This window comes from Adhaeribacter terreus, assembly GCF_042657365.1.
Taxonomy (GTDB): Bacteria; Bacteroidota; Bacteroidia; order Cytophagales; family Hymenobacteraceae; genus Adhaeribacter_A; species Adhaeribacter_A terreus.
In genome coordinates, this window is sequence record NZ_JBHSKT010000008.1 from 1 (window position 1) to 22892 (window position 22892).

Annotated in this window: 20 protein-coding genes and 1 tRNA gene; 6 read left to right on the forward strand and 15 right to left on the reverse strand. The window is 43.7% G+C overall.

What is annotated here, in order from left to right; all coding sequences use genetic code 11:
• Window positions 1–508 precede the first annotated feature (508 nt).
• A complete protein-coding gene (locus tag ACFPIB_RS13290; RefSeq protein WP_378017953.1) occupies window positions 509–1111 on the reverse strand; it encodes a hypothetical protein in 603 nt (200 codons plus the stop codon).
• 116 nt (window positions 1112–1227) lie between these two features.
• Entirely contained in the window at window positions 1228–1455 is a 228-nt protein-coding gene (locus ACFPIB_RS13295) for a hypothetical protein (protein WP_378017954.1), read from the reverse strand.
• 478 nt (window positions 1456–1933) lie between these two features.
• On the opposite strand from ACFPIB_RS13295, the gene ACFPIB_RS13300 reads away from it, so the two are divergent.
• From ACFPIB_RS13300 to ACFPIB_RS13310, 3 genes are all read left to right on the forward strand, one after another.
• Window positions 1934–2329, forward strand: a complete 396-nt coding sequence (locus tag ACFPIB_RS13300; protein WP_378017955.1) for a hypothetical protein — start codon at window positions 1934–1936, stop codon at window positions 2327–2329.
• A 78-nt stretch (window positions 2330–2407) separates the two neighbouring features.
• On the forward strand, window positions 2408–3628 hold the full coding sequence (locus ACFPIB_RS13305; RefSeq protein WP_378017956.1) for a hypothetical protein: 1221 nt from the start codon (window positions 2408–2410) through the stop codon (window positions 3626–3628).
• A 190-nt stretch (window positions 3629–3818) separates the two neighbouring features.
• Window positions 3819–3901: transfer RNA gene (locus tag ACFPIB_RS13310), tRNA-Leu, on the forward strand.
• Window positions 3902–4001: 100 nt separating this feature from the next.
• On the opposite strand, the gene ACFPIB_RS13315 is transcribed toward ACFPIB_RS13310, so the two are convergent.
• From ACFPIB_RS13315 to ACFPIB_RS13335, 5 genes are all read right to left on the reverse strand, one after another.
• On the reverse strand, window positions 4002–5567 hold the full coding sequence (locus tag ACFPIB_RS13315; protein WP_378017957.1) for an NFACT RNA binding domain-containing protein: 1566 nt from the start codon (window positions 5565–5567) through the stop codon (window positions 4002–4004).
• 166 nt (window positions 5568–5733) lie between these two features.
• Window positions 5734–6495: an MBL fold metallo-hydrolase gene (locus tag ACFPIB_RS13320; RefSeq protein ID WP_378017958.1), complete on the reverse strand. Its 762-nt coding sequence runs from the start codon at window positions 6493–6495 to the stop codon at window positions 5734–5736.
• Window positions 6492–6770 (reverse strand): hypothetical protein, encoded by a 279-nt coding sequence (locus ACFPIB_RS13325; protein ID WP_378017959.1) that lies wholly within the window; start codon window positions 6768–6770, stop codon window positions 6492–6494. Before ACFPIB_RS13325 ends, ACFPIB_RS13320 begins: the two co-directional genes overlap by 4 nt.
• A gap of 15 nt (window positions 6771–6785) precedes the next feature.
• A complete protein-coding gene (locus ACFPIB_RS13330) occupies window positions 6786–7163 on the reverse strand; it encodes a response regulator (RefSeq protein ID WP_378017960.1) in 378 nt (125 codons plus the stop codon).
• 3 nt (window positions 7164–7166) lie between these two features.
• On the reverse strand, window positions 7167–12374 hold the full coding sequence (locus tag ACFPIB_RS13335; RefSeq protein ID WP_378017961.1) for a PAS domain S-box protein: 5208 nt from the start codon (window positions 12372–12374) through the stop codon (window positions 7167–7169).
• Window positions 12375–12525: 151 nt separating this feature from the next.
• Between ACFPIB_RS13335 and ACFPIB_RS13340 the strand changes: the two genes are divergently transcribed.
• On the forward strand, window positions 12526–13632 hold the full coding sequence (locus tag ACFPIB_RS13340; protein ID WP_378017962.1) for a glycosyltransferase: 1107 nt from the start codon (window positions 12526–12528) through the stop codon (window positions 13630–13632).
• Window positions 13602–14528, forward strand: coding sequence for a tRNA (adenosine(37)-N6)-dimethylallyltransferase MiaA (gene miaA, locus ACFPIB_RS13345; protein WP_378017963.1), 927 nt, complete (start codon window positions 13602–13604; stop codon window positions 14526–14528). The genes ACFPIB_RS13340 and miaA overlap by 31 nt, the downstream gene beginning before the upstream one ends.
• Window positions 14529–14692: 164 nt before the next feature.
• On the opposite strand, the gene pfkA is transcribed toward miaA, so the two are convergent.
• On the reverse strand, window positions 14693–15664 hold the full coding sequence (gene pfkA, locus ACFPIB_RS13350; protein WP_378017964.1) for a 6-phosphofructokinase: 972 nt from the start codon (window positions 15662–15664) through the stop codon (window positions 14693–14695).
• A gap of 292 nt (window positions 15665–15956) precedes the next feature.
• Between pfkA and ACFPIB_RS13355 the strand changes: the two genes are divergently transcribed.
• Window positions 15957–16385: a tellurite resistance TerB family protein gene (locus tag ACFPIB_RS13355; RefSeq protein WP_378017965.1), complete on the forward strand. Its 429-nt coding sequence runs from the start codon at window positions 15957–15959 to the stop codon at window positions 16383–16385.
• Window positions 16386–16456: 71 nt separating this feature from the next.
• Here ACFPIB_RS13355 and ACFPIB_RS13360 read toward each other — a convergent pair whose 3' ends face one another.
• From ACFPIB_RS13360 to ACFPIB_RS13390, 7 genes are all read right to left on the reverse strand, one after another.
• Entirely contained in the window at window positions 16457–16648 is a 192-nt protein-coding gene (locus ACFPIB_RS13360; RefSeq protein WP_378017966.1) for a hypothetical protein, read from the reverse strand.
• Window positions 16649–16788: 140 nt separating this feature from the next.
• Window positions 16789–18606, reverse strand: a complete 1818-nt coding sequence (locus tag ACFPIB_RS13365; protein ID WP_378017967.1) for an SLC13 family permease — start codon at window positions 18604–18606, stop codon at window positions 16789–16791.
• Between the two features lie 135 nt (window positions 18607–18741).
• Window positions 18742–19932 (reverse strand): aspartate aminotransferase family protein, encoded by a 1191-nt coding sequence (locus ACFPIB_RS13370; RefSeq protein ID WP_378017968.1) that lies wholly within the window; start codon window positions 19930–19932, stop codon window positions 18742–18744.
• A 229-nt stretch (window positions 19933–20161) separates the two neighbouring features.
• Window positions 20162–20608: a hypothetical protein gene (locus ACFPIB_RS13375; protein ID WP_378017969.1), complete on the reverse strand. Its 447-nt coding sequence runs from the start codon at window positions 20606–20608 to the stop codon at window positions 20162–20164.
• A 2-nt stretch (window positions 20609–20610) separates the two neighbouring features.
• Window positions 20611–21042, reverse strand: coding sequence for a hypothetical protein (locus tag ACFPIB_RS13380; RefSeq protein ID WP_378017970.1), 432 nt, complete (start codon window positions 21040–21042; stop codon window positions 20611–20613).
• Window positions 21043–21072: 30 nt separating this feature from the next.
• Window positions 21073–21612, reverse strand: a complete 540-nt coding sequence (locus ACFPIB_RS13385; RefSeq protein WP_378017971.1) for an RNA polymerase sigma factor — start codon at window positions 21610–21612, stop codon at window positions 21073–21075.
• 204 nt (window positions 21613–21816) lie between these two features.
• On the reverse strand, window positions 21817–22770 hold the full coding sequence (locus ACFPIB_RS13390; protein WP_378017972.1) for a transketolase family protein: 954 nt from the start codon (window positions 22768–22770) through the stop codon (window positions 21817–21819).
• Window positions 22771–22892 lie beyond the last annotated feature (122 nt).

Sequence of the window (22892 nt, forward strand, 5' to 3'; positions counted from 1 at the left end):
TTTGCTTGTTTGTGATATATGGGTTTTAACGCCGGGTTGGAAAGGGAGTTGTACTTTAGCAAGGGGCTGTTTCAGGAGTGCAATTAATTTGTTGCTAAAGTGCTAAATGGAATGGCTGAAAAGGTGAAAAATGGCAATAAATAGCGGGTGAAGAGCGAAACTAAGCTGGTAGAAAGGTTTTTATTGAATTGTACTATGCAAAGATGTTGGTTGTAGGAACAGGCAGCCATCCCGTTGCACTGCCAGTGGGAAAGGAGGGAAGGGTGGTTTTAGAAGCCGGCAGCAAAGTGCTTTCTCAATTGAATAAGGAAGGAAAGATTGTACTCTTTTTCGGAGGTTAGAAAAAAGTAAAGCTGCGGAAAATGCTATGGTTTTAGGGGTAAAAACTCGGAAAGGAAATTCTTGAATGCAACGGCGTGATTAGAAAAAGCAGATGGAAAAGGCATAAAAAAAACCGGCCGCTCTATTAGGAGCAGCCGGTTTTTCATTCAAAAAGGATAGCGTTTTTTTATTTCAGGTTATAGCGAACGCCAATACCGCCTTGTAATTCCAGGTTTACTTCGTCTACCAGTTCCATGAATAAGTTAATATCTGTGAAAATGCTGATAGGCATATCGGAGAACGTGTATTCCAGGCCAAAAACGCCATCTAAACCAAGGTCGATGTTGGTGTGGCGGTCGTGAATATAAATGTTATGATCGTCGTAGTAATAATAATTTACTTTGTTCGTGCGCAATTGCGGACCGGCACCCAGATACCATTTCAGCTCTTTGGCAGCTTTGGTAGATTTGCTTTTCAGAAAGTGGATCTGTAAAGCTACCGGGTTGCCAACTTCGTAATAATGGTAACGGTAGTGTTTATATTTTTTATTCTTGTAAAAATAGTCGCGGTAATATCCATCGTTATGATAATGCCCGCTAAAATAATAAGGACGACCAACCACAACTTCTATGGCGGAAGAAGGCCGGTAAAATTTTGCTGATAAACCGGTTGGGTCGCCGGCTTTAACACCTAAACCAATTGTACCCGCCGATTGGCCAAAAGCCAGCGTGGATAATGAGAACAGCAACGCCGCAAAAAATGAACGGCGGAATATTTGTTTAAAATGCATAAAAATTACTAAGGTTAGTTTCCGTTTCAGCCGAACTTGCATTCAGACTTTCGGTAAAACTACAATAAAGGCGCGCGCGTTCAAATTCGTTCCCGGTTTTCCGGGAAAAATGAAAATTAAAACTTAATAAATAACGGAATTTGGGTAATACGGCGCACTTTGTAAAGTTCGGTTTCGGTGCTAACAAAAAGCATAACATTAAAGCCATCGCGCAGCACCGGTAAACCACTTTCCATCAGTTCTATGAAAATTTCATCGTTTTCGGACAGCAAAGTGTGCGAAATGTCCGCAGACAGACTATTGAAAAATGTAACGCTTACCTGGTTGGAGGGAAAGTAATGCATAACGTTGTTTTTAGCGGTGAAAACTAAAGTGATTACAAAACCTGTTTTGCTTGAAAAGCTTTGGTTTACCTGATTTCAGCCCGGAGCAAATTCGGATATGAAGTTGCAAATACCGTGCCTTATATATAATTTATTCTATACTAAGTAAAGTTTATTTTTCAAGTGCTGAAAATTTATATGGCTGAAGCGGAAAGTCACCTGCCTGAACAGGAATAAAAGCAGTCTGAAAGAGAACAGTAAGAGAACTGGTTTTGGGTTTGATATAGAATTGAAGAGAATGTATTTTTAATTCACTGATGTTCAGGAAAACTAGCATTTAAATATAGCCGAGCACAATAACAGCAGAGAAACTTAAATTATTATTTTCCTATATTTGCAGCCTGAAAGAAAAACGAACCGGATTTTTAAACCGTTTTGGTACCGATGGAGTATATTTATTTTCCCCGGTTAAAATTCAGGTCATGTATTCTTGATAAAAATGAAATTATTGCAGCGAATTTTAAAGCAAAAGAAAGGTAACGCCGCGCCGGTTCCCCAATCGGGTGCAAATGGCGTGGTTTATTATTTGCTGGAATGCTGGAATCAATATGCCGATCTGCCCGACAGCCTGTTGCCCTACGTTGACACTGTTAAAACTAAAGCCGAGTGGGAAAAACTGGGTTTTGTGCTCGAAATGAATAAATACGGCCAGATCCGGAAGTTTAAAGTTGAGAATAAATATTTCAGCTTTATAAAAGTAGATGGTGAGCAAGCCGCCGAAGCAAAAGCGATCCGTTTGGGCAAGCGCCTCACGCATAATCCCGAACACATTGCTTTGCTTATTCAGCGTGGCTGCCGGCAGGACGAATTTCTGTACAGTTTAGCCAGCGAGTAAGTATCAGCACTTTTTAATACCGAAAGGGCAGCGTTTTTCCGGAAATCTCGTTTAGAGGGTATTCCTTTCCGGATGTGTATGACGAACAAATCTTTTCAGAAATTTCTGGGTCAATTGCTGGCAGTTGTTGCCGGTATTTATGTGAGCTGGAGTTTAAATTTCTTTATTCCTTTTACTTTACAGTATCCGCCTCTTAGTACCTATCAAAATATTGCTGAAAAGACTACTACCGATACGGTAATTGCAGCACCCGGGCCTCATTATTTACGGAATGCCATGGGTGAGTTTTGGCTGGGAAAACACTACCGTTCTGCGTGGACTTTGCCGGTAAAAGTGCCGGTGTTTCGTATAAATGAAGTGCACGGCGGAATGAAGATTCTGAAAAAAGGCGGTGGCATGCAAACTACCAGCTTTACTTTGGCAGATAATTCCGGAACAGAATATGCGCTTCGCTCGGTAGATAAAAACCCGGTAAACGTTTTACCTGAATTTTTCCGTTACACTTTCGTGGCATCGTTTGTCCGAGACCAGGTTTCGGCTACCGATCCTTATGCTTCTCAGTTAGTGGCTTACCTCTCTTCGCAGGCAGGTATTCCGCATACAGATCCGGAGCTTTATTATATTCTTCCCGAAGATACTTGCTTTCACAGATTTGGTTTACGAGCGGGTGGATTCTATAACCTGAGCCCCAAATTACCGCAACCGGAAAGTTTACAGCGGCCCGGTGAGCGTTTAGAAGGTATTTATTCTTCGGAAGAGATGCTGAAATTATTGGCTGAAAGTAAGGGAAAAGCTTCTGTAGATACGAACTTGTTTCTGAAGTGCCGGCTCTTTGATCTGCTCATCAGCGATTGGGACCGCCATCCCGGACAATGGGATTGGGCGGGTTTTTCAGCTAAAAATCATACCGTTTTCAGGCCTATTCCTAAAGACCGGGATCAGGCTTTAGGGCATTATAAAGATGGTGTTGTGCCTTATTTATTAACCCGAACGGCCCTGCATAAGATCGCTTCTTTTACCCCGGAATATGAAGATGTGAAAGGCTTTGCCATAAATGGCCGCGTGCTGGATAACCTGATTTTAAAAAATGTTTCCGGTAAAACATTTGAAGATCAGGCTAAAGCGTTGCAAATTAAATTGCCCGATGCAGTGCTGCAGGCAGCGGTTAAAAAATATCCTTCGGAAGTTGAACACGCCACAGCACAAAAGACATTGCTCACGCTGAAAAGCAGGCGGCAAAAGTTAATAGAAGCCTCACAACTTTTGCATCAGGCTATTCAGGAACGTGAAACGAATTGATTTGATGTAAAGCTAAAAATGTTATTCAATTGGCGCTTAAGATATTGCAGAAAATTAGCCGGAAATCCTGAAAAATATCTTCTTGAAAGGAAATTATAGCTCAGAAATATTTGGAGGGTAAAGCCGGAAACATTACTTTTGCAGCCACTTCGATCTGGTAGTTTTTAAGCCGGAAAGAATACCGTTTTTTGCGCACGTGGTGAAACTGGTAGACACGCCATCTTGAGGGGGTGGTGCCTTACGGGTGTGGGAGTTCGAATCTCCCCGCGCGCACTTTTTACAAAGATCCTGTTGCTTTTTTGCGGCAGGATTTTTTTTGTGTCTATATTTTTTTAATGGTTGTTCTAAAATAAAAGAAGGTGAATTTGCCTGATCAGAAAGTGCGTTCGAACGGGTTTTCCGGCGTTACCAGCATTACATTTTCGCGGTCTACCACTACGCTTCCCGGAGCGGCGCCTTTAGGTTTACGCACATATTTTTTTTGCGTGTAAATTACCGGGCAAAGGCTATCGGTTTTGCGTTTGGAATAGTAAGCCGCCAGCTTGGCTGCCTTCTCGATAACTGTTTGCGGGAAAGTTTTACCCGATTGGAATTTTACAACCACGTGCGAACCGGAAACATCTTTAGCGTGGAGCCAGAGGTCGTCTTTATGGGTGTGTTTTTGGGTGAGCACATCGTTGTTGGCGGCGCTTTTTCCCACCAGAATTCTGAATCCTTCGGTCGTAAATTCGCGGAACGGGCTTTCGGGTTGTGCTGTTTTTTTGCCTGTTTCAAAATCATTGGCTTTCAGGAAGTGCTTAAGCGTTTTGCTGTCTGTAACCTGTGAAAGCTCCTCTAATTTTTCCTCCAGTGCAAATATTTCTTCGGTTTTGCGCAGCGCTTTTTCGTCCAGGATCTTAAGTTCTATCTGCTGGTTTTTGGCTTTTTTATAAAGACGTTCGGCAGTTTTTTGGGGCGTTTCGGTAGCTTTTAGTTTTATGGTGCGGTTTCGGTCCTGGTAAAAATCGTAAAGTTCAATTTCGGAAGTGCGCGGCGGAATATTGGTTAGATTGGCCATAATTACGTCGGCCGTCTGCGCAAAATTCGTGTCGGTTTTCAGCGACTTTTGTTTGCTTTCCACCTGTGCTAAAATTTGTTCGGCGGAGTGTTTTTGCTTTTCCAGTTGCTGCTTGATCGCCTGAAAATTACTCAGATAAAACTGGGTGGAAAGATACTTTACCGCAAAAAACTGCGACGCTTCGATCGGGTTTGTAAACTGCGCAATTTCAGTTCCGAGCGGTAACAAACTTAAGCGAATTTTGCCTTCAAATTCAATAATATAGTAAACCGGATCTTCGAGTTTTTGCAGTAAATCTGATACCGTTTTCTGCTGATTTTCGGCGGTTTGATCTTCAAAATTTTGTTCGCGCAAATACGCCAGCGGAAGTTCGCCTAAAGTGGGTAGAATTTTTTGTAACTGCTTTAAATTCAGTGGGAATTCGGCAGGCGAAACGGTAAAATGGCGATCCATGTGCCACGGATCAAGCTCAAAATCGGCAGGAAATTTTTTGTGAAAACGGTTAACCGGAATGCGGTTCTGAAACACCACAATATTAGCACGGTTACCAAACATTTTGAAAAGTAAAACCAAGCCTTCGGAAAGCTCAAAATAAAAGCTGCGTTCGTGCTGATGTTGCACCACTTTTTCCACCGTTTTGCCTACCGTTTCCGGGAAAAGATTTACTGAATTCTGCCGTTTGCGATGAAATTCGGAAGGAAATGAAAGGGCTGAAAAACCGGAAGTTAAAATGGCTTTAATGTAGAAATCTTCGTGCCCGTTGGTAAAGCCCAGCACCAGTTCATCTTTCTCCTGACTAAAACATGTGGCCAACGTAAAACCAACCAGTTTTTGCTCCATCGCCGCGCTCAGTTTTTTCAGGAAAAAGTAATTCAGGTGCACTTTTTAAATTGTTAAATGGCTAGATTGTTAAATTGTTGAATTGTTTAATTGGCTTTATTTTATTGACTTTATATTCTTGAATTTAAACGGTATGCTTTTTAGTTTAAAAAGTCTGAAATTCTGCCGTATCAGGCAACCAATAATTAACAATCAGCAATTTAACCATTTAACAATTTAATTTAAGCCCGTCGTAAGCGAGCCTGATAAAATCGGGCAGCTCTTTTTCTACTTCGGCGTGAAAGCCCATTAAATGGCTGATGTGCGTTAAATAAGCCTGTTTGGGTTGTAATTCTTCTAGTAAGGTTATGGCTTCGGAGAGCGAAAAATGCGAAATGTGTGGTTCTTTGCGCAAGGCATTCAGAATAATTACCTCAGAGCCTTTTATCTTTTCTTTTTCGGCGGCAGTAATAGCGTTTGCATCGGTAATGTAGGTGAAATTTCCTATCCGGAAACCGAACACCGGCAATTTATAATGCATGGCGCGAATGGGGATGATTTGCACCCCTTCAATTTCAAATCGTTCTTCGGAAATAGGGTGGAGCTGCACACGCGGAATACCGGGATAACTAATGCCGGAAAAAATGTAACTGAACTCGTTTTGCAACTGATGAAGTACTCGTTCTTCTGCATAAACCGGCATATCCTGGTGTTGCGAAAAATTGAAAGCCCGGATGTCGTCCATACCGGCAGTATGATCTTTATGTTCGTGCGTAAATATGAGCGCATCAAGTTTTTTAATGCGCTCACGCAGAACCTGCTGCCGGAAATCGGGGCCGGAATCGATGATAAAGCTTTTTCCGCTTACTTCAATATGTACGGAAACACGAAGGCGTTTATCGCGGTAGTCGAGGGAATGGCAAACCGGACACTCGCAGGCAATTACCGGAACGCCCTGGGAAGTGCCGGAGCCAAGAACAGTTACTTTCACGAGGCTGCATCCTCCTGGCTTTGAATTTCGGCCAGGAATTCCTGGTTCTTTTCGCTTAAGCGGCTGGTATCGATCGTAATATTCCGCAGGATCTCGTAGAGGCAGTTTACTTTTCCTTCGAGTGCGTAGTATTTATTCACCACTACCACTTTCATATCTTTCAGCACGCAATATCCTGCCTTAAAATTTCCCTTTTCGTACCGCAGCATATAATCCGATTCGGCAAAAAGGTCTTCGAGTTTGTTCAGGAAATGGCGCGTGTATTTCAGCTCCATGCCGTAGTTTTTTGCTTAAGAAATATACTGTTTTACGGTTTGCACCAGCATGTCGAAATCTACCGGTTTTGGCAAATATGCGTTAATGCCGGCTGCTTTAAAATCTTCCATGCTGTAATTATTGGCATTGCCGGTTACCGCAATAATCGGAATATTCGAGATCTCCGGATTTGCATTCGCGCGGATCTCTTTGGTGCAAGCCATGCCGTCTTTTCCCGGAATGTTAAGGTCCATTAAAATGCCGTCTATTTTCTGGCTGTCAATGGTTTTCATTACTTCACTGCCGTTTTTAGCCGCAATAATATTGTAGTTTTGTAATTCCAGAATTTTGCGGGTAAGGTTCAGAATAACGGAGCTGTCTTCCGCAATCAGAATAGTTTTAGCTTCAGCCATAATTTAGTTTTGAGTGAAATATTGCTTATACATTTGCGTAAATTCTTTGTAATGCTGCAGCAGTTTTGAAAAGCCGGAGTCTACCGTTTTCAGGTGGCCGTGCTTAATTTCCTGCTCCAGTTGTTTGGCCATTTGTGCCATTGGGTTCAGGCCCAGCGTAGATGCTGTGCCTTTAATCTGATGCAATGTACTTAAAATCTCTTTGTAATGTTTTAAGTCTACTTCTTTTTTAGCAGCATAAAGCAGATCGCCGGCTTCCGTTTCGAAATCGTGATAAAGTTGCTCTGCAAAATCAGCGCCTCCCAGTTCTCGCAGTTGTTCCAGTATGCTAAGGTTCAGGGCCGGTTCGTTCGTAGAATCTGGTTCAGCTACCACCTCTTTGCTATAGACATCCATGCCAATCCATTTCTGAATAATATTGAATAATTCCGCCGATTTAACAGGTTTGGAGATGTAATCGTCCAGCCCCTGGTTCATAAATTTTTCAGCATCGTCTTTCATGGAGTAAGCTGTCATGGCAACGATAGGCGGGCAGTCCTGCAGGAGCATGTCTTTTATCTGGGCGGTTGCTTCCACACCATCCATTTCCGGCATCTGAATATCCATGAAAATAATATCGTAAGGATGCACTGCCGCAAATTCTATGGCTTCATAACCATTAGACGCAACATCGCAGCGGCAACCCAGTTTATTCAGCAGTTTCAGGGCAACTTTCTGGTTTATCTGGTTGTCGTCAACTAACAGCACGTACGGTTCATTTTCGAAATTTTCGGTAATTACCGCTGCTTCTTTAGACGCCTTGATATTCTTTACAATTTCCTCGCTGTTTTCAGCAACGCGCGTGGCAATTGTAAACCAGAACGTACTTCCTTCGCCGTAAACTGAATTCAGACCAATCTCACCGCCCAGTAATTCGCTGAGTTGTTTGGAAATAGCCAACCCTAAACCGGTGCCGCCAAAAGATTTAGTAGAAGTATCGTCGAGCTGCGTGAAATTGGTAAACAGTAATTTCTTATTCTCTTCAGTTATGCCAATTCCCGAATCCTGCACCTTTATTTCCAGCATGAATTTACCATCGAATTCCCGCTTTTTCTTAACGAAAATATTAACCGCGCCACTATTGGTGAACTTAATGGCATTAGCCGTCAGATTTGATAATATTTGCAGGAAACGCGTTTCGTCGGTAATAATAAAACGCGGTACATCGGGCTCTATGTGCAAAGCAAAATCGAGGCTTTTCTGATTTGCCCGGTTCTGGAATAAGGAATAGATCTTATCCAGCGTGTCGTACAGATCAATACCCGTTTCGTTAATTACCAATTTGCCGGCCTGAATTTTAGACAGGTCCAGGATATCGTTCAGAATTGCTAAAAGAGCGTCAGAAGATTTGCGCAACGTCTCCACGTATTCCGCCTGTTCTTCCGAAATGGAAGTCTGATGAAGCAGGTCTATCATCCCGATAATGCCGTTCATAGGAGTGCGCAATTCGTGGCTCATGTTGGCCAGGAAAAGCGTTTTAGCCTGTAACGAACTTTCTGCCAGCTCTTTTGCCCGGATCAGCTCCATTTCAATTTTCTTCAGTTCCGTTACGTCGCGGCAAACTCCTTCCATTCCCAGCGGATTACCTCTTTCGTCGCGCACCTGGCGGGCATTTATCAATACTTTCCGCACTTCACCAGATTTTTTCTTCAGCGAAACTTCAAAGTTCTGTACTTTGCCCAATTCGCTGACGGCCTTTTTTAAATTCTCCTGTTCCTGCGGTTCACTGTAAAGCTCCAGGCTATGCATGCCAAGTACTTCGGTTTGAGAATAGCCTAAAATTTCCTGCACGGAAGGGCTCATTAAAAGAATGTACCCATCGCGGTCAGTGCGATAATACAGATCCTGAAACGATTCGAAAATGGAACGGAATTTTTCTTCACTCCGGGACAGCGCCAGCTGCGATAATTTCTTTTCGGTAATATCCAGCGAAATACCCGAAACCTCTTCAAAACTACCATCGCGCAAGTAAATTGGGTTGAGGTAAATTTCCCGCCAGTTCGTAGTGCCATCCGGTCGCTCCAGTTTCAGTTCAAAGTGCTGATTTATTCCTTCAAAAACCTGCTGGTAGCGTGCCTGCAATTCTGCGTAACTATCGCCAAAAGCTTCGGGCAGACCGGAAGATTCAACTTTTAAAGGAAGTGATTTCGAATTTTCAGGGAAGAAATAATTGTAAAAGTTCTGGTTATAAGAAGTTATTTCCAGCGCATTATTTACCGACCACATCATGTGAGAGCCGCTTTCGAAAATGGCTTTGAGACGGGCATTCTGCAGGTTTATCTGTTCTTCGTTACTCTTTCTTTCAATAGCAAGCGCTACCTGGTTTGAAATAAAGTGCAGGATCTCGATATCAGTGTGAATGTAAGCATCTGGTTTTTTATAATCCTGCACCGAAATTACCCCGATTATGCGGTCTTCGATGGAAAGAGGGGAGCCTAGCATTACTTCCGGCATTTGTCCGTGCAACGTTACTTTGCCGGAATCAATAAGTTCCTGGTAATCTTCCTTTAATAAGAACAGCGGCCGGCCGGAATTAATAATGTATTCCGTTATGCCATTGTCGAAGGAACGTTTTATTTCGGTGCTGCCGGCGTTTAACTGCTGATCGACGAGGTAAACAAAATTCAGTTCGGTCCTTTCTTCGTTACAAAGCGCGATCTGAATATTATTGGTCTCGATGATCTTACTCAGCTCGCGGTGAATGGCTCCGTATAGAGAAGTTAAATCTTTGCTGCTGATCGCTAAGTTGGCGATACTATAGTAAACTTTCTGTAAACGTTCGGCCTTTATACGGTCGGTAATATCGTGCAGAATAGCGCGTGTAGCTACTGGTTTTCCATCCTGCAACGTGCAGCTAATACTACCGATCAGGTGAATCGGTTTGCCGCTTTTGGTCAGGAATACCGTTTCGATCTTATTCACATCTTCGCCTTTATACAAATTGCGGAGCTGGTAAATAAGTTTGGCTTTGTAATACGGGTGAACAATATCGTTCAGCGTCAGTTTTTCGATGTCGAAATCGTTATATCCCAGTTTTTCTTTCCAAGCCCGGTTCACAAAAATAAATTTGTTATCTACCGACGTATCCTGGATCAGGTCATGGGCATTGTCGAAAAGGTCCTGTAAACGTATTTTGTTGGTTTTCAGGGCTTCCATGGCCGCTTTGCGGTCTGTAATGTCTTTCCCAACGCTTGAAAGGCCAATGATATTTCCTTCTATGTCTTTTTCGAAAATGCTGTGCCATTTCAGCACTTTCACCAAACCACTTTTTGTTACAATGTTGCGTTCATAGTAATGGTTAATTGTCTGGTCCTGAAGTGATTCTGTAAAATCATGCTGGCGCTTTTGTTTTTCATTTTCCGGCAAAAACAATTCGAAATAATTGCGGCCAATTACTTCTTCGCGCGTGTAACCGGTGTAGGTCAGGAAATAATCGTTTACCGTTATCAGATTGCCTTTCAGATTCAGGCTGATATAGAGCAAGTTCACTTTTTCCAGAAACACCCGGAATTGCTGCATACTTTCCCGCATTACTTCTTCACGGCGCATAGCAGCCTGCGCCATTTTACGTTCGGTAATGTCGCGGATATTGGCCTGAATGTAATGATGTCCTTCTAAAGAAATGCGACTTAAACTTACTTCAGCATCGAGCATTGTACCGTTCTTATGCTGAAATTTCCACTCAAAAGATTGGGAAACGCCGGCCTTTAAAGTTGCTTCAATAATGCTGGCCGCTTTACTGGTGGAAGGCTGGTCGTCGGGTTGATGTTCAGGCGAAATTTCGTCGAGCCGTTTGCCTAATAATTCGTGTTTCTGATAACCGAAAAGCTGAATGGTGGTATCGTTAGAATCTACGATCACGTTGTTGTAAAGCAGACAGATACCGTCGTAGGAAGATTCGAAAAGAGCTTCGTATTTACTTTTCGAAACGGTGAGTTCCTGATAAAGCTGCAGCTTGGAAATATACCGCCCGATGCCGGAACCGATAGAATCGATAAGGGAGATCAAGGCCGGCGTAATTTTATGTTTGTTTTTAATGAACAGTAAATTCAGGGCCACTACCTGGGTATCGGTGCAGATAGGCATTACCAATAAGGGCAGGCTCGGAAAAAGCTCCTGCAGCATAGCCGCAATTTTAGGAATGCTGTTCTTTTTTTTGCCTTGTAAAAGTTCCTGAATTAAAGCCTTATCAATGGTGATTTCCTGGTGTTGCAAAAGCAGGTCGGAGAAGAGACCGCAGCTGGAGCAAATACTTAATAAACTATCTTTCTCGGAGTAAAAATACGTGCCGCCACCAATTATGTCACTTTTTTCCATGAGCTGTTCAATGGTGAAGCGCAGAATTTCTTCGGTATTTTTAAAAACCGCCAGGTTGGCCAACAAATAATTTACAAACTCGAGTTGGTTATTGCGGGATAAAATATTTTGCTCGGCGCTAACTTTTTCCCAGGTATTCGCAACGGTGCAAATCAGGATCTTTTGGTTATCGGCGACTGCTGTTTTAAAACTGATCTCGATTGTGGTCAGGTTGCCATCGGGCAGGGTAAACCACCAGTCAAATTTCTGCGGTTCACCGGCAAAAGCAAGATCCAGGTTCTTATAGAATACGGTTCTCTCGTAAGCATTTAAGTCCAGGAGTTTAGCCATGTTTTTCCCGATGGCTGCGTTTCGATCTACCGATACATAATTTAAAGCTGCGTTGTTAAAATCGAGTAATTCCCCGCGGCGGTTCAAAATGCAAATGGCCAGATCCGAATTTTCGAAAATACTTTTGTAGCTCTTGTCAATTAAATCATCTTTTTTCTGATTGGCTGTTTCTTTGATAACTTCGTTAAACTGGAATACAAAAAACGTATGTCCTTCGAACCGGAAAGGCTGGCCCTGAAACGTTAAAACGGTATCGGTTTGGCCCGAAAAAGTGAGGCGCTGCCCGTTAATTTGTTCAATTCCCGACGCAATATGTTGTTCCAGCTGTGGCAGGTATTCATAAAGCCTTATTTCATCGGCGCCGTCGGGTTTCAGACCGAAAAACGATACGGCTTCCGGACTGGCAGCTAAAATTAAACCACTCACATTGGCAATAAGCAGCAGTTTTTTAGTGTTCTCTAACTGGCTGATTATTTGTAATAAACGTTCGGCAGAAACGGTATCGGAATCGGAAATAAAAGTCATGGCAGCAAATAAGGTTGCCCCTTAATACTTGCGGGCGGTTTAAGATACGCGAATTTTCATGAAAAGCTTCTAAATTCGCAGGTAAAAATTACGGCGTTTCCGTCCGGAAATCCTAATTTTTACTTTCCCGGATACGTTGCCGGTTTGTAACATGAAAAAAATTATTTTTGCCGTAACCACCGATCTGAACTACGACCAGCGCATGCAACGGATCTGCAACAGCCTGGCCGGCAATGGTTATGAAGTGTTGCTGGTAGGGCGGGAGTGGCCGGTTTCCAAACCATTGCAAACCCAACGATATGCGCAGCACCGCCTGAAATGTATTTTTTCAAAAGGCAAATTCTTTTACCTCGAATATAATCTGCGCCTGTTTTTTTACCTGCTTTTTCAGAAAGCCGATGCGTATGGCGCCGCCGACCTGGACGCTGCCCTGCCGGTTTGTTTTAAAGCACAACTTTCAGGTAAACCTTTTATCTTCGATGCGCACGAATATTTCCCGGAAGTACCGGAAGTGATTAGCCGACCGGCGGTGCAAAAAATATGGCGCGCCGTAGAAAAATTTATTGTGCCACGCTCCGCTTTGCGTTACACCGTTACCCATTCTTTAGCAGAAATTTTTACCCGGAATTATGGTTCCCCGTTCGGCGTTATCCGGAATATCTCGGTGCTGAAACCGTTTGTAGAAGTGGGAAAAAAGCAGCGTTATATTTTGTACCAGGGCGCCGTGAACGAAGGCCGTGGACTGGAAATGTTGCTGGAAGCAATGCCGGAAATTGGGGCGGAATTATGGATCTGCGGTAAAGGCGAAATGCTGGAAAGTTTGCAGCAACGCACCCGGGAACTCAGGCTCGGAAACAAAGTAAAATTCCTGGGATACGTGCTGCCGACCGACCTGGAAAAAATTACCCGCGAAGCCTACATCGGTTTTAATTTGCTCGAAAACCTAGGACTGAGTTATTATTATTCGCTCTCCAACAAGTTCTTCGATTATCTACACGCCGGTATTCCGCAGGTAGTTATTGACTTTCCGGAGTATAAAACTCTGTTGCAGGAATTTGAAGTGGGAGTGGCTATTCCGCTGGAAAAAGCCGCTTTAAAAAATGCGTTGCAGCAATTATTAACCGACGGAAAACGCTATGATTTTCTGGTGAAAAACTGCCTGCTAGCCCGCGAAACCTGGAACTGGCAACAGGAAGAAAAGAAATTACTGGCCCTTTATAAAACGCTATGGCAAACCCCGCAAAAACTAAATTCCTGATCGTAATTGCCGGGCCGACAGCCGTAGGAAAAACGGACCTGAGCATTAAGCTGGCGCAGCATTTCAACACCGAAATTCTTTCTGCCGATTCGCGCCAGTTTTTCCGGGAAATGAACATTGGTACGGCCAAACCTACGCCGGAAGAGCAGCAAAATATCAGGCATCATTTCATCGATTCGCATAGCATTACTGAGGAATATAATGCCGGGCAATTTGAAGCAGATGCGCTGAAAATTCTGGATGAAATTTTCCAGGAAAAGGACGTGGCCATTATGGTTGGCGGATCGGGTTTGTACGTGCGTGCGCTTTGCGAAGGCATGGACGACATGCCGGACGTTGCGCCGGAAATTCGGGAAGAGCTGAATCTAAAACTGGAAACGGAAGGCTTGGAAACGGTAGGTAAAATGCTCGAAAAACTCGATCCGGAATATTTTGCTCTGGTAGACCAAGCCAATCCACAACGAGTAATTCGCGCGCTGGAAGTTTGCCTGGCCAGTGGTAAACCGTATTCGTATTTCCGGAGCCAGCAAAAAAAACAACGGCCTTTCCAGATCATTAAAATTGGCTTAACCCGCAACCGCGAAGAACTTTATAAACGCATTGATCTGCGGATGGACCAGATGCTGGCGCAGGGTTTGCTGGATGAAGCAAAAAGCCTCGAAAAATATAAATCGCATAACGCGTTGCAAACCGTAGGTTACACCGAAATTTTCGATTTCCTGGAAGGAAAATACGATTGGCATGAAGCCGTAAGATTGCTGAAACGCAACAGCCGTCGGTACGCCAAACGCCAGCTAACCTGGTTCCGTAAAGACCCGGAATTTACCTGGTTCGAAGCTTCGCAGGAAAAAGAGATACTGGAATTTGTCGAAGCAAAAATGCACGCAGGAAATTAATCCAGCCGCAAAAAAAAACGGTAGGGTATCAGACTTTTTAAGTCCGAAAACCTACCGTTTTTTTAATGGTTAAATGGCTAATTTTTTGAAGGGTTTAATTGTTTTAAATTTCATTTTCGATTCATTTCTTATAAAGCCAATCAACCATTTAAAAATTAAGCTATTTAAATGCTCAAAATCTCAACCATGCGGGTAAAGCGCGGGTTTATCAGTTTCTTTTTGTTAATAGTATCTTCGAAAGGGGTATAAACAATTTTAGCGTTTATTTTACCGGCCATTACATTTTTCTTTCCATTCAATAAGCCTTCCACGCAAGCAATACCCAGTTCCGAAGCCAGTAAACGATCCAGGGCCGTAGGGGAGCCGCCGCGCTGAATGTGGCCGATCACGGTTACGCGGGCATCCATTTGCGGCAGCGCCTTTTCAACTTTTTTTACGATATCAGTGGCATGGCCTTCTTCGTCGCCTTCGGCTACAATAATTATAAACGAGGTTTTAGAACGTTTCCAGCCGTTTTGTAAAGTGTCTATTACGGTATCTATGGTGGTAGTGGTCTCCGGGATCATTACAATTTCGGCACCACCGCCAATAGCGCAAGGCATGGCAATATACCCCGAATCGCGGCCCATTACTTCTACAAAAAATACGCGTTCGTGACTATCTGCGGTGTCTCTGATTTTATCTATTGCATCTAAAGCGGTGTTTACGGCGGTGTCGTAGCCAATAGTATGATCGGAGCCGTAAAGATCGTTATCTATTGTGCCGGGCGCGCCTATAAATGGGATGCCGTGTTCTTCGTAAAATTTCATGGCGCCCGTAAAGGTACCGTTCCCGCCAATAGCTACCACGCCATCTATCTCAAATTTTTTCAGCTGTTCCGCCGCTTTGGCCCGGCCTTCCACGGTTAGAAATTCTTTAGAACGGGCGGACTTTAAAATGGTGCCGCCTTTCTGAATGGTGTTGCTCACCGAAGAAGAATCCATTTTAATAATATCGCCGTTTATCATGCCATTGTAACCCCGACGAATTCCGTAAACTTCCAGTCCGTGATATATAGCGGTGCGCACAACCGCGCGGATGCATGCATTCATGCCCGGAGAATCGCCGCCGGAGGTAAAAACTGCAATTTTTTTCATAGCTTTTTGGGGCTTATACGGAGCTAAGTTAAAATATTTCTGGTTGCGATGTAATATTGAAATTTTAACTTAAAAAAAATCTATAGAAATGGTACACTATTCTTCAGAATTAGCGTATATGAAAACATATATATTCAGAAGGCCAGGAACCCAACTTTTCCGGTATAATTTTTTCGGCTTAACCTGATACAATTTAAAGGTAGAATTTTTATATTGTGGAAATTTCCGGGAGGTGATACAAGGCCTTTTGCAACCCATGATGCGTAAATTTATAACTTAAACGGACCGATTTATGTTTAATTTTTTTGAAAGCGAACAGACTAAAAAACTGAAAAGCCATTTAATGAATTTAGGTGCGCTAGCGAAAGTGGATGGGCACATAGATACGGCCGAGATGAACTATATTGTAACCATCGGTCGCAAAAATGGTTTGAAACCGGAAGATGTACGCACATTGATCGCAAATTCCGGCGGTGTAAAACTCGAACTTCCCACCAACGATTCCGAACGCTTCGATCAGATCTACGACTTGGTGGAAATGATGCTGGCCGACGGCATTGTGGACGATAACGAAATGGATTTCTGCATCGATATGGCCGCTAAACTTGGTTTCCGGAAGGCAATTGTAGGAGTGTTGGTGCGTAAGATCTCGATGGGAGTGAAAGACGGCCACAGCCGCGAACACATTAAAAAAGAAGCACAGGCGTTTCTGGAATATTAATTCCGGCGCTATAAAACACGTATTTTGAAAAGCAGTTTTCTGGTTGGTTTACCGGCCCGGGAACTGCTTTTTTATTGGTGAAAAGTTGAGTCGCTTTCAACATCGGTTCCGTCTTTTGGCTGCAATTTTAAAGAATCGGTTTTAGCCGGAAGCTCCTGTTTTTCTACAGTTTCCGCTTGCTTTTTTGTTGGTGCGGTACAGGAAACCAATTGAATGCTGGCAACTAAGATACAATAGCACAGACTTTTTACGGGTCTTTCCATAGCGTTTTAACAAATTTCAACCTGCTTAAAAATTACACAAATTCCGGGTTTTAGAAACGCTATGGTTTTACGGCTAAAAACTGCCGTAAGCTGGCCTGAATTGGTATTTGCAGGTTATCTGTTTCAGGTTTTGAATCTGATTAAAACGGCCAGAAGAATGGTACAAGCCCCAGAATTAGTGCAATTAAAATAAGGGTTAAGCCGGAACCAACTTTCAGAAAATCGGAGAATTTATATTTTCCAGGACCATAAACCAGAATGCACGCCGGTTCAAAAGGGGTAATAAGCGATACGGAGGCACCCAGCATAATAGCAATGGCAAACGAACGCGGATCTACATGCAAAGCCAAGGCTGTTTTAATGGCTACTGGCACAATTACGAGCGCCGCCGCAGCATTACTCATCGGTTGGGTGAGGAAAACGGTAAGTAACACAAAACCAGCCAGAATACCGATAGTACCCCAATTCTCCAGTAAATTTACGATGCCAGTGGCCAGAAAACTGGCGGCCCCCGAATTTTCCATGGCAGTACCGAAAGCCGTCATGCCGCCAATTAAAATAAGCAAACGCCAGTCTATGATCTGATAAGCGCGTTCCGTTGTAATGCATTTAGTAATTACACTGATTACGGCGGCGCCTAAAAAACTAACCGAAAGCGGTACTACTTCCAGCGAGCCTAATAAAATAGCCAGCAGAAAGCAACAAATGGTAATAAGCCCTTTCTGTTTCTTAAAAAGTATTGGCTGAAACTCGTCGAGAATGGTGAGGTTCTGGCTGGTACGGAGGTTGGACAATCTATCGGCGGAACTTTGCACCAGAAGCAGGTCGCCCATACGTAATTCTACTTCATTTATTTTGGAGCGGAGGGTTTCGCCGTGCCGCGAAATGGCCAGAATTGCAAAACCGTATCGCCGCATAAAATCTATTTCGCGCACCGTACGCCCAATAATGTTCGATTTCACGGTAACCAGTAATTCTGCCAGCCGGATGTCTTTCGTTTCCAGATCTTTTTCAGCCATTACATCTGCCATAATTTCGATGCCTTTCGATTCCTTGATCCTGATCAGATCCTCAAGACTACCTTCTACCAACAGAATATCATTTTCCTGAAAAACGGTATGGTAATCGGGTAAAAAATTGGTTTTGCCGCGAATCAGGTTCAGAGTCCGGAAGGGGGCATTGGCTAGGGTAGAGGTAAAAACGTTATGGCCAACTAATGGCGAGGCGGGCGTGATTACAATTTCGGTCAGGTATTTCTGGATGTTGTATTCTTCTACCAGGGCGTGTTGCTCGGAATGCTTCGGCAAGAGATTTTTACCGATCGTCATCATATAAACCATCCCCACGGCAAAAATGATGAGGCCAATGGGCGTAACTTCGAATAAACCAATGGGTTCAATACCCGTTTTATCGAGGTAACCACTTACGGCAACGTTGGTAGAAGTTCCTATCAGGGTGCAGGTGCCGCCTAAAATGGAAGCATAAGCCAGGGGCATTAATAGTTTAGAACTGCTGAGCTTCGCTTTGCGTGAAACACCCACCAGTGGCGTTACAAACATGGCGGTAACCGTTGTATTGTTCATAAAACCCGAAATTGCACCGGCTACGATCATAACCAGACCCAGTAGCAAGTTGGTACTTTTACTGGCTACCCGCACCAGTTTGGAGATCATGAATTCAAGTACACCGGTATCTTCCAGCGCTGCGCCCAATACAAACACCGAAGCCAGGATCACAATAAAATCGGAGCTGAAACCGGCGTAAGCTTCGGCAGGCGTAATAATGTTGGTTATCACCAGCACAATAAGCATGACCAGTGTAACAATATCGACAGAGAATTTTTCGGTAGCGAACAGAATAATAGCCAGCAAAAGCAAGCTAAGCACTATGGTAATTTCCATAAAAACGGTAGGGTTTATCCCGAAAAAAGTCATGGTTCCGGAGCAGGAACACTTCATTATCGGGTAATCGCTATTTACTGTTTTTACTGTAAAGGGTTAAGCCTGAAAGGTAAATTTAAGCCGTAAATAAAAATTTTGGAGATACGGAAATTGTAAGCGGTTTATTTGTAATGTTTTATGCTAAGCAGTTTACTACGCCATAATTTTATTTATTGCATTCAGAATTATGGCACAGGCGTCTTCAATTTCGGTTTCAGTAATGGTTAGGGGAGGGGCAATGCGCATGGAATTATCGCAAAACAGGAACCAATCAGTCAGAACGCCGTCTAAAATTGCCTGGTCAATCACTGGTTTCAGAATGTCAAAACTTTCCATTTCTGCGGCCATCATCAAGCCACAATTCCGGATATTTTTTATGGCCGGGTGCTGCAATTTTGCTTTGAATAATGCTGCTTTTGCGGCAACGCCTGCCAGTAAATTTTCCCGCTGAATAACTTCTAAAGTGGCCAGCGAAGCCGCACAACTTACCGGATGCCCGCCAAAGGTGGTAATATGGCCTAAGATCGGATTATTTTTCAGCGTGCTCATAATTGCCTCGGAAGTTATAAAAGCCCCGATCGGCATACCGCCGCCCATGCCTTTGGCACAAGTAAGAATATCCGGAATTACATCGAATTGTTCGAAAGCCCAGAAGGTACCGGTACGGCCAAATCCACTCTGAATTTCGTCTAAAATAAGCAGCGTTCCGGTTTGGTTGCAACGTTCGCGAACCGCTTTTAAATACCCGTTTTCCGGAACGCGCACGCCGGCCTCGCCTTGTACCGTTTCCAGGATAATGGCCGCCGTACGCGATGTGATTTTTTCCAGCTCTTCGAAGGAATTGAATTGAATATGGTTGATATCCGGCAATAAAGGTCGGTACGCGCGCTTGAAATTTTCTGAACCGTTCAATGATAAAGAGCCGTGCGTAGAGCCGTGATAAGCGTTGTGGCAGGCAATAATTTCCGTTCTGCCGGTAAAGCGTTTGGCCAGTTTCATAGCGCCTTCCACGGCTTCGGAACCGGAATTTACGAAGTAGGAAATGCTCAGATTTTCAGGTAACGTTTTACTCAGCGCTTCCGCTAATTTCACCTGCGGACTTTGCACAAATTCGCCATAGACCATTAAATGCAGATACTTATCGAGCTGTTCCTGAATGGCTTTAATGACGTGCGGGTGACGGTGCCCCACATTACTCACGCCAATTCCCGAGATCAGGTCCAGGTATTTTTCGCCGTTGGCACCAAACATGTGCACGCCTTCGGCTTTTTCAATTTCCAGTAATAAAGGAAAATCGGTGGTCTGAGCCTGGTGTTTCAGAAAAAGCTGGCGCGGCGTAAGCATGTTCTTGTAGTGATTAGTGATTAATGAATAGTGAACCGTTATTCGCAGGCAAAGGTACTGCTTATTTCGGAACGGAATGTGGCGGTTATGCTTACAAAGTTAGCAGGTTGTAAAAGGCTTTAATATTTACAGGTTCGGACTTTTTCAGGCTGAAACCATAGCGTTTGGACACAAAAAAACGGAGCGCATCTGCACCCCGTTTTTCACATTCACCCTAGTAGAAAACAGATTAATTCTTTGGTTTATCATCATTCAATTTCTGCAGCAGCACTTTCATAAATTCGCGTTCGCCTTTATACATGGCGGCCAACTGTCGCACCGAAATCACTCTCTGGAATTTTTCGGCATATTCTTTATCCAGGTTCAGTTCTTTCTGGCGCGTATCAAACATCAGATTCATTTGTTCCTTAATTTGCGCATCGTTCAATGTTTCCAGGTTCTTTCCTTTAAACGGACGGCTTTTATGACGAAGTTCCTTGCGTTTGGCTTCATATTCGTTGTAAATCGGCCAGAAATTCTGCGATTGTTCCTGGCTCAGGTTCATTTTATCGGTAAGGAAAGCCGTGCGGGCAGCCTCAATTTTTTCAGTGCGTTTACCATGGCTGTTCTGAGCATGCGCCGAAAACGCTATGCAGATCAGGGCAAAAAGTAAGGTATATGTTCGTAAAGTTTTCATGGTTAATAATAGGTTTCGTCTAACGGCATTTCTTCCAATTCCTGTCGTATTTCAGTGGTATTGGCAGCAATAAATTCATGCGTAAAATCCTGGTCGGCTGCATTTAAAACAGCCAGATCGCTGCGATCCATTTGTTCTGAAGCCAGCAGGTAATTTACAATTTCAGTTTCCGGAACCTGGGCCAGCAGATCGCCTTGCATTGTTTCGTTCTGATTCATATTTAACATGAATACGGTAGCAAAAACGGCCGCAAAACCCGAACCCGCTAAAGCCAGTCGCACTGGTTTCGAAAGCCAGCCCAATACTTCGGAAGTTTCAGTTGGCGAAGCCGTTACGCGCTGCATGATCCGGTTTGGCAACTTGTCGAAATAATTTTCTGGCACGTTGTAAACATTCTCCCGCCTCAGTTCTTCCATATTAAATTTCGGTTTCATACTGCTTAGAATTCTTTTATTTGCAATGGTTTAATCTTTGGTAACGTATTCTTCAATTTTTTTTACCGCCAGGTGATAAGAGGCTTTTAAAGCGCCCACGCTGGTTCCCAGAATCTCTGAAATCTCTTCGTACTTCAACTCGTCGTAATATTTCATGTTGAAAACCAGGCGTTGTTTATCCGGAAGTCTGAGCAAAGCTTTTTGCAGCTTCAGCTGAATTTCATCGCCATCAATTAAATCCGACTGATCGATTTTAGCGGAAAGCTCGGCCGAAACATCATTAATAGGCAGAAAGAATTTGCGTTTTTTGCTTTTCAGGAAGTTCAGGCATTCGTTCGTAGCAATGCGATACAACCAGGTATAAAGCTGCGAATCCTGCCGGAAATTTTCCAGGTGCTTCCAGACTTTTATGAAAACTTCCTGCGTCAGATCATCGGCATCTTCGTGGTCAATCACCATTTTCCGGATGTGCCAGTAAACCTTCTGCTGATACTTGCGCACGAGCTGGTTGAAAGCCATGTTCCGGCTTTCTTCCTTCATGAATTTTTCAAGTATCTCTTTGTCTTCCAAGTTTGGTTATTTGTTTTTTCTGGCATTTACTGGCACAAGTGATACTAACGCTTAACACTTGCGCCAGTTCGGTTATACGTTGTTGATTTTTTTATCCCAAAACCATACCGTTTTTAAACAAAAAGGCTGTTGCCTACAGGTAAGCAACAGCCTTTCAGAATTAGCGGAAACAATTAAAAATTAATCATTATCCATTAATCATTATTACTTCCGCGCCATTACAGTTTTTACGGCTTCTACGATAGCGTTTTCGTTCAGGCCGTATTTCTCCATTAATTGATCCGGAGTTCCGCTTTCACCGAAGCTGTCGTTCACACCAACCATTTCCAGCGGAAGCGGCATTTTGCGGGCTAAAAGTTGCGCAATGCTATCGCCTAAACCGCCGTTGAACTGGTGCTCTTCTGCCGAAACCACGCAGCGCGTTTTGCTTACGCTCTTTAAGATGGCTTCTTCATCCAAAGGTTTAATCGTGTGGATATTTATTATTTCCGCATCAATTCCCTGCTCGGCTAAAAGTTTACCTGCCAGGATCGCTTTCCAAACCAAATGGCCCGTTGCGAAGATCGAAACGTCTTTACCTTCGTTCAGAACAACTGCTTTACCAATCTCAAATTTCTGATCTGCTGGCGTGAAATTTGGCACAACCGGACGGCCAAAACGCAGATAAACCGGGCCTTCGTGCTCTGCAATAGCAATAGTCGCAGCTTTAGTCTGGTTGAAGTCGCAAGGGTTAATTACGGTCATGTGCGGCAGCATTTTCATCATGCCCAAATCTTCCAGGATCTGGTGCGTGGCGCCGTCTTCGCCTAAAGTAAGACCGGCGTGCGAAGCGCAGATTTTTACGTTTTTGCCGGAATATGCCACACTCTGACGGATCTGATCGTAAACGCGGCCGGTAGAGAAGTTAGCAAATGTACCGGTGAACGGAATTTTACCGCCAATGGTCATACCGGCAGCCAGACCGATCATGTTGGCTTCTGCAATACCTACCTGGAAGAAACGCTCCGGAAATTCTTTCTGAAACGCGTCCATTTTCAGGGAACCGGTTAAGTCCGCGCACAGGCCCACTACGTTCGGGTTGGTTCTGCCTAATTCTAATAAGCCCGCGCCAAAACCAGAACGGGTATCTTTCGATTCGGTGTAAGGAAAATCTTTCATTTTTATGGTTTAATGTTTTCAAGATGCAGGATTCGACGGAATTGCGATCAGTCCCCCTTTGGAGGGGGTAGGGGGAGGAAAGGAGCATTATCAGATTTTACATTTGATCAAATAACGTAAAA

Bases quoted from the DNA above. Each gene is read 5' to 3' on its own strand.
- ACFPIB_RS13290 (WP_378017953.1), bottom strand. From the start codon at position 1,111: ATGCATTTTAAACAAATATTCCGCCGTTCATTTTTTGCGGCGTTGCTG.
- ACFPIB_RS13295 (WP_378017954.1), bottom strand. From the start codon at position 1,455: ATGCATTACTTTCCCTCCAACCAGGTAAGCGTTACATTTTTCAATAGT.
- ACFPIB_RS13300 (WP_378017955.1), top strand. From the start codon at position 1,934: ATGAAATTATTGCAGCGAATTTTAAAGCAAAAGAAAGGTAACGCCGCG.
- ACFPIB_RS13305 (WP_378017956.1), top strand. From the start codon at position 2,408: ATGACGAACAAATCTTTTCAGAAATTTCTGGGTCAATTGCTGGCAGTT.
- ACFPIB_RS13325 (WP_378017959.1), bottom strand. From the start codon at position 6,770: ATGGAGCTGAAATACACGCGCCATTTCCTGAACAAACTCGAAGACCTT.
- ACFPIB_RS13330 (WP_378017960.1), bottom strand. From the start codon at position 7,163: ATGGCTGAAGCTAAAACTATTCTGATTGCGGAAGACAGCTCCGTTATT.
- ACFPIB_RS13335 (WP_378017961.1), bottom strand. From the start codon at position 12,374: ATGACTTTTATTTCCGATTCCGATACCGTTTCTGCCGAACGTTTATTA.
- ACFPIB_RS13340 (WP_378017962.1), top strand. From the start codon at position 12,526: ATGAAAAAAATTATTTTTGCCGTAACCACCGATCTGAACTACGACCAG.
- miaA (WP_378017963.1), top strand. From the start codon at position 13,602: ATGGCAAACCCCGCAAAAACTAAATTCCTGATCGTAATTGCCGGGCCG.
- pfkA (WP_378017964.1), bottom strand. From the start codon at position 15,664: ATGAAAAAAATTGCAGTTTTTACCTCCGGCGGCGATTCTCCGGGCATG.
- ACFPIB_RS13355 (WP_378017965.1), top strand. From the start codon at position 15,957: ATGTTTAATTTTTTTGAAAGCGAACAGACTAAAAAACTGAAAAGCCAT.
- ACFPIB_RS13360 (WP_378017966.1), bottom strand. From the start codon at position 16,648: ATGGAAAGACCCGTAAAAAGTCTGTGCTATTGTATCTTAGTTGCCAGC.
- ACFPIB_RS13365 (WP_378017967.1), bottom strand. From the start codon at position 18,606: ATGAAGTGTTCCTGCTCCGGAACCATGACTTTTTTCGGGATAAACCCT.
- ACFPIB_RS13370 (WP_378017968.1), bottom strand. From the start codon at position 19,932: ATGCTTACGCCGCGCCAGCTTTTTCTGAAACACCAGGCTCAGACCACC.
- ACFPIB_RS13375 (WP_378017969.1), bottom strand. From the start codon at position 20,608: ATGAAAACTTTACGAACATATACCTTACTTTTTGCCCTGATCTGCATA.
- ACFPIB_RS13380 (WP_378017970.1), bottom strand. From the start codon at position 21,042: ATGAAACCGAAATTTAATATGGAAGAACTGAGGCGGGAGAATGTTTAC.
- ACFPIB_RS13390 (WP_378017972.1), bottom strand. From the start codon at position 22,770: ATGAAAGATTTTCCTTACACCGAATCGAAAGATACCCGTTCTGGTTTT.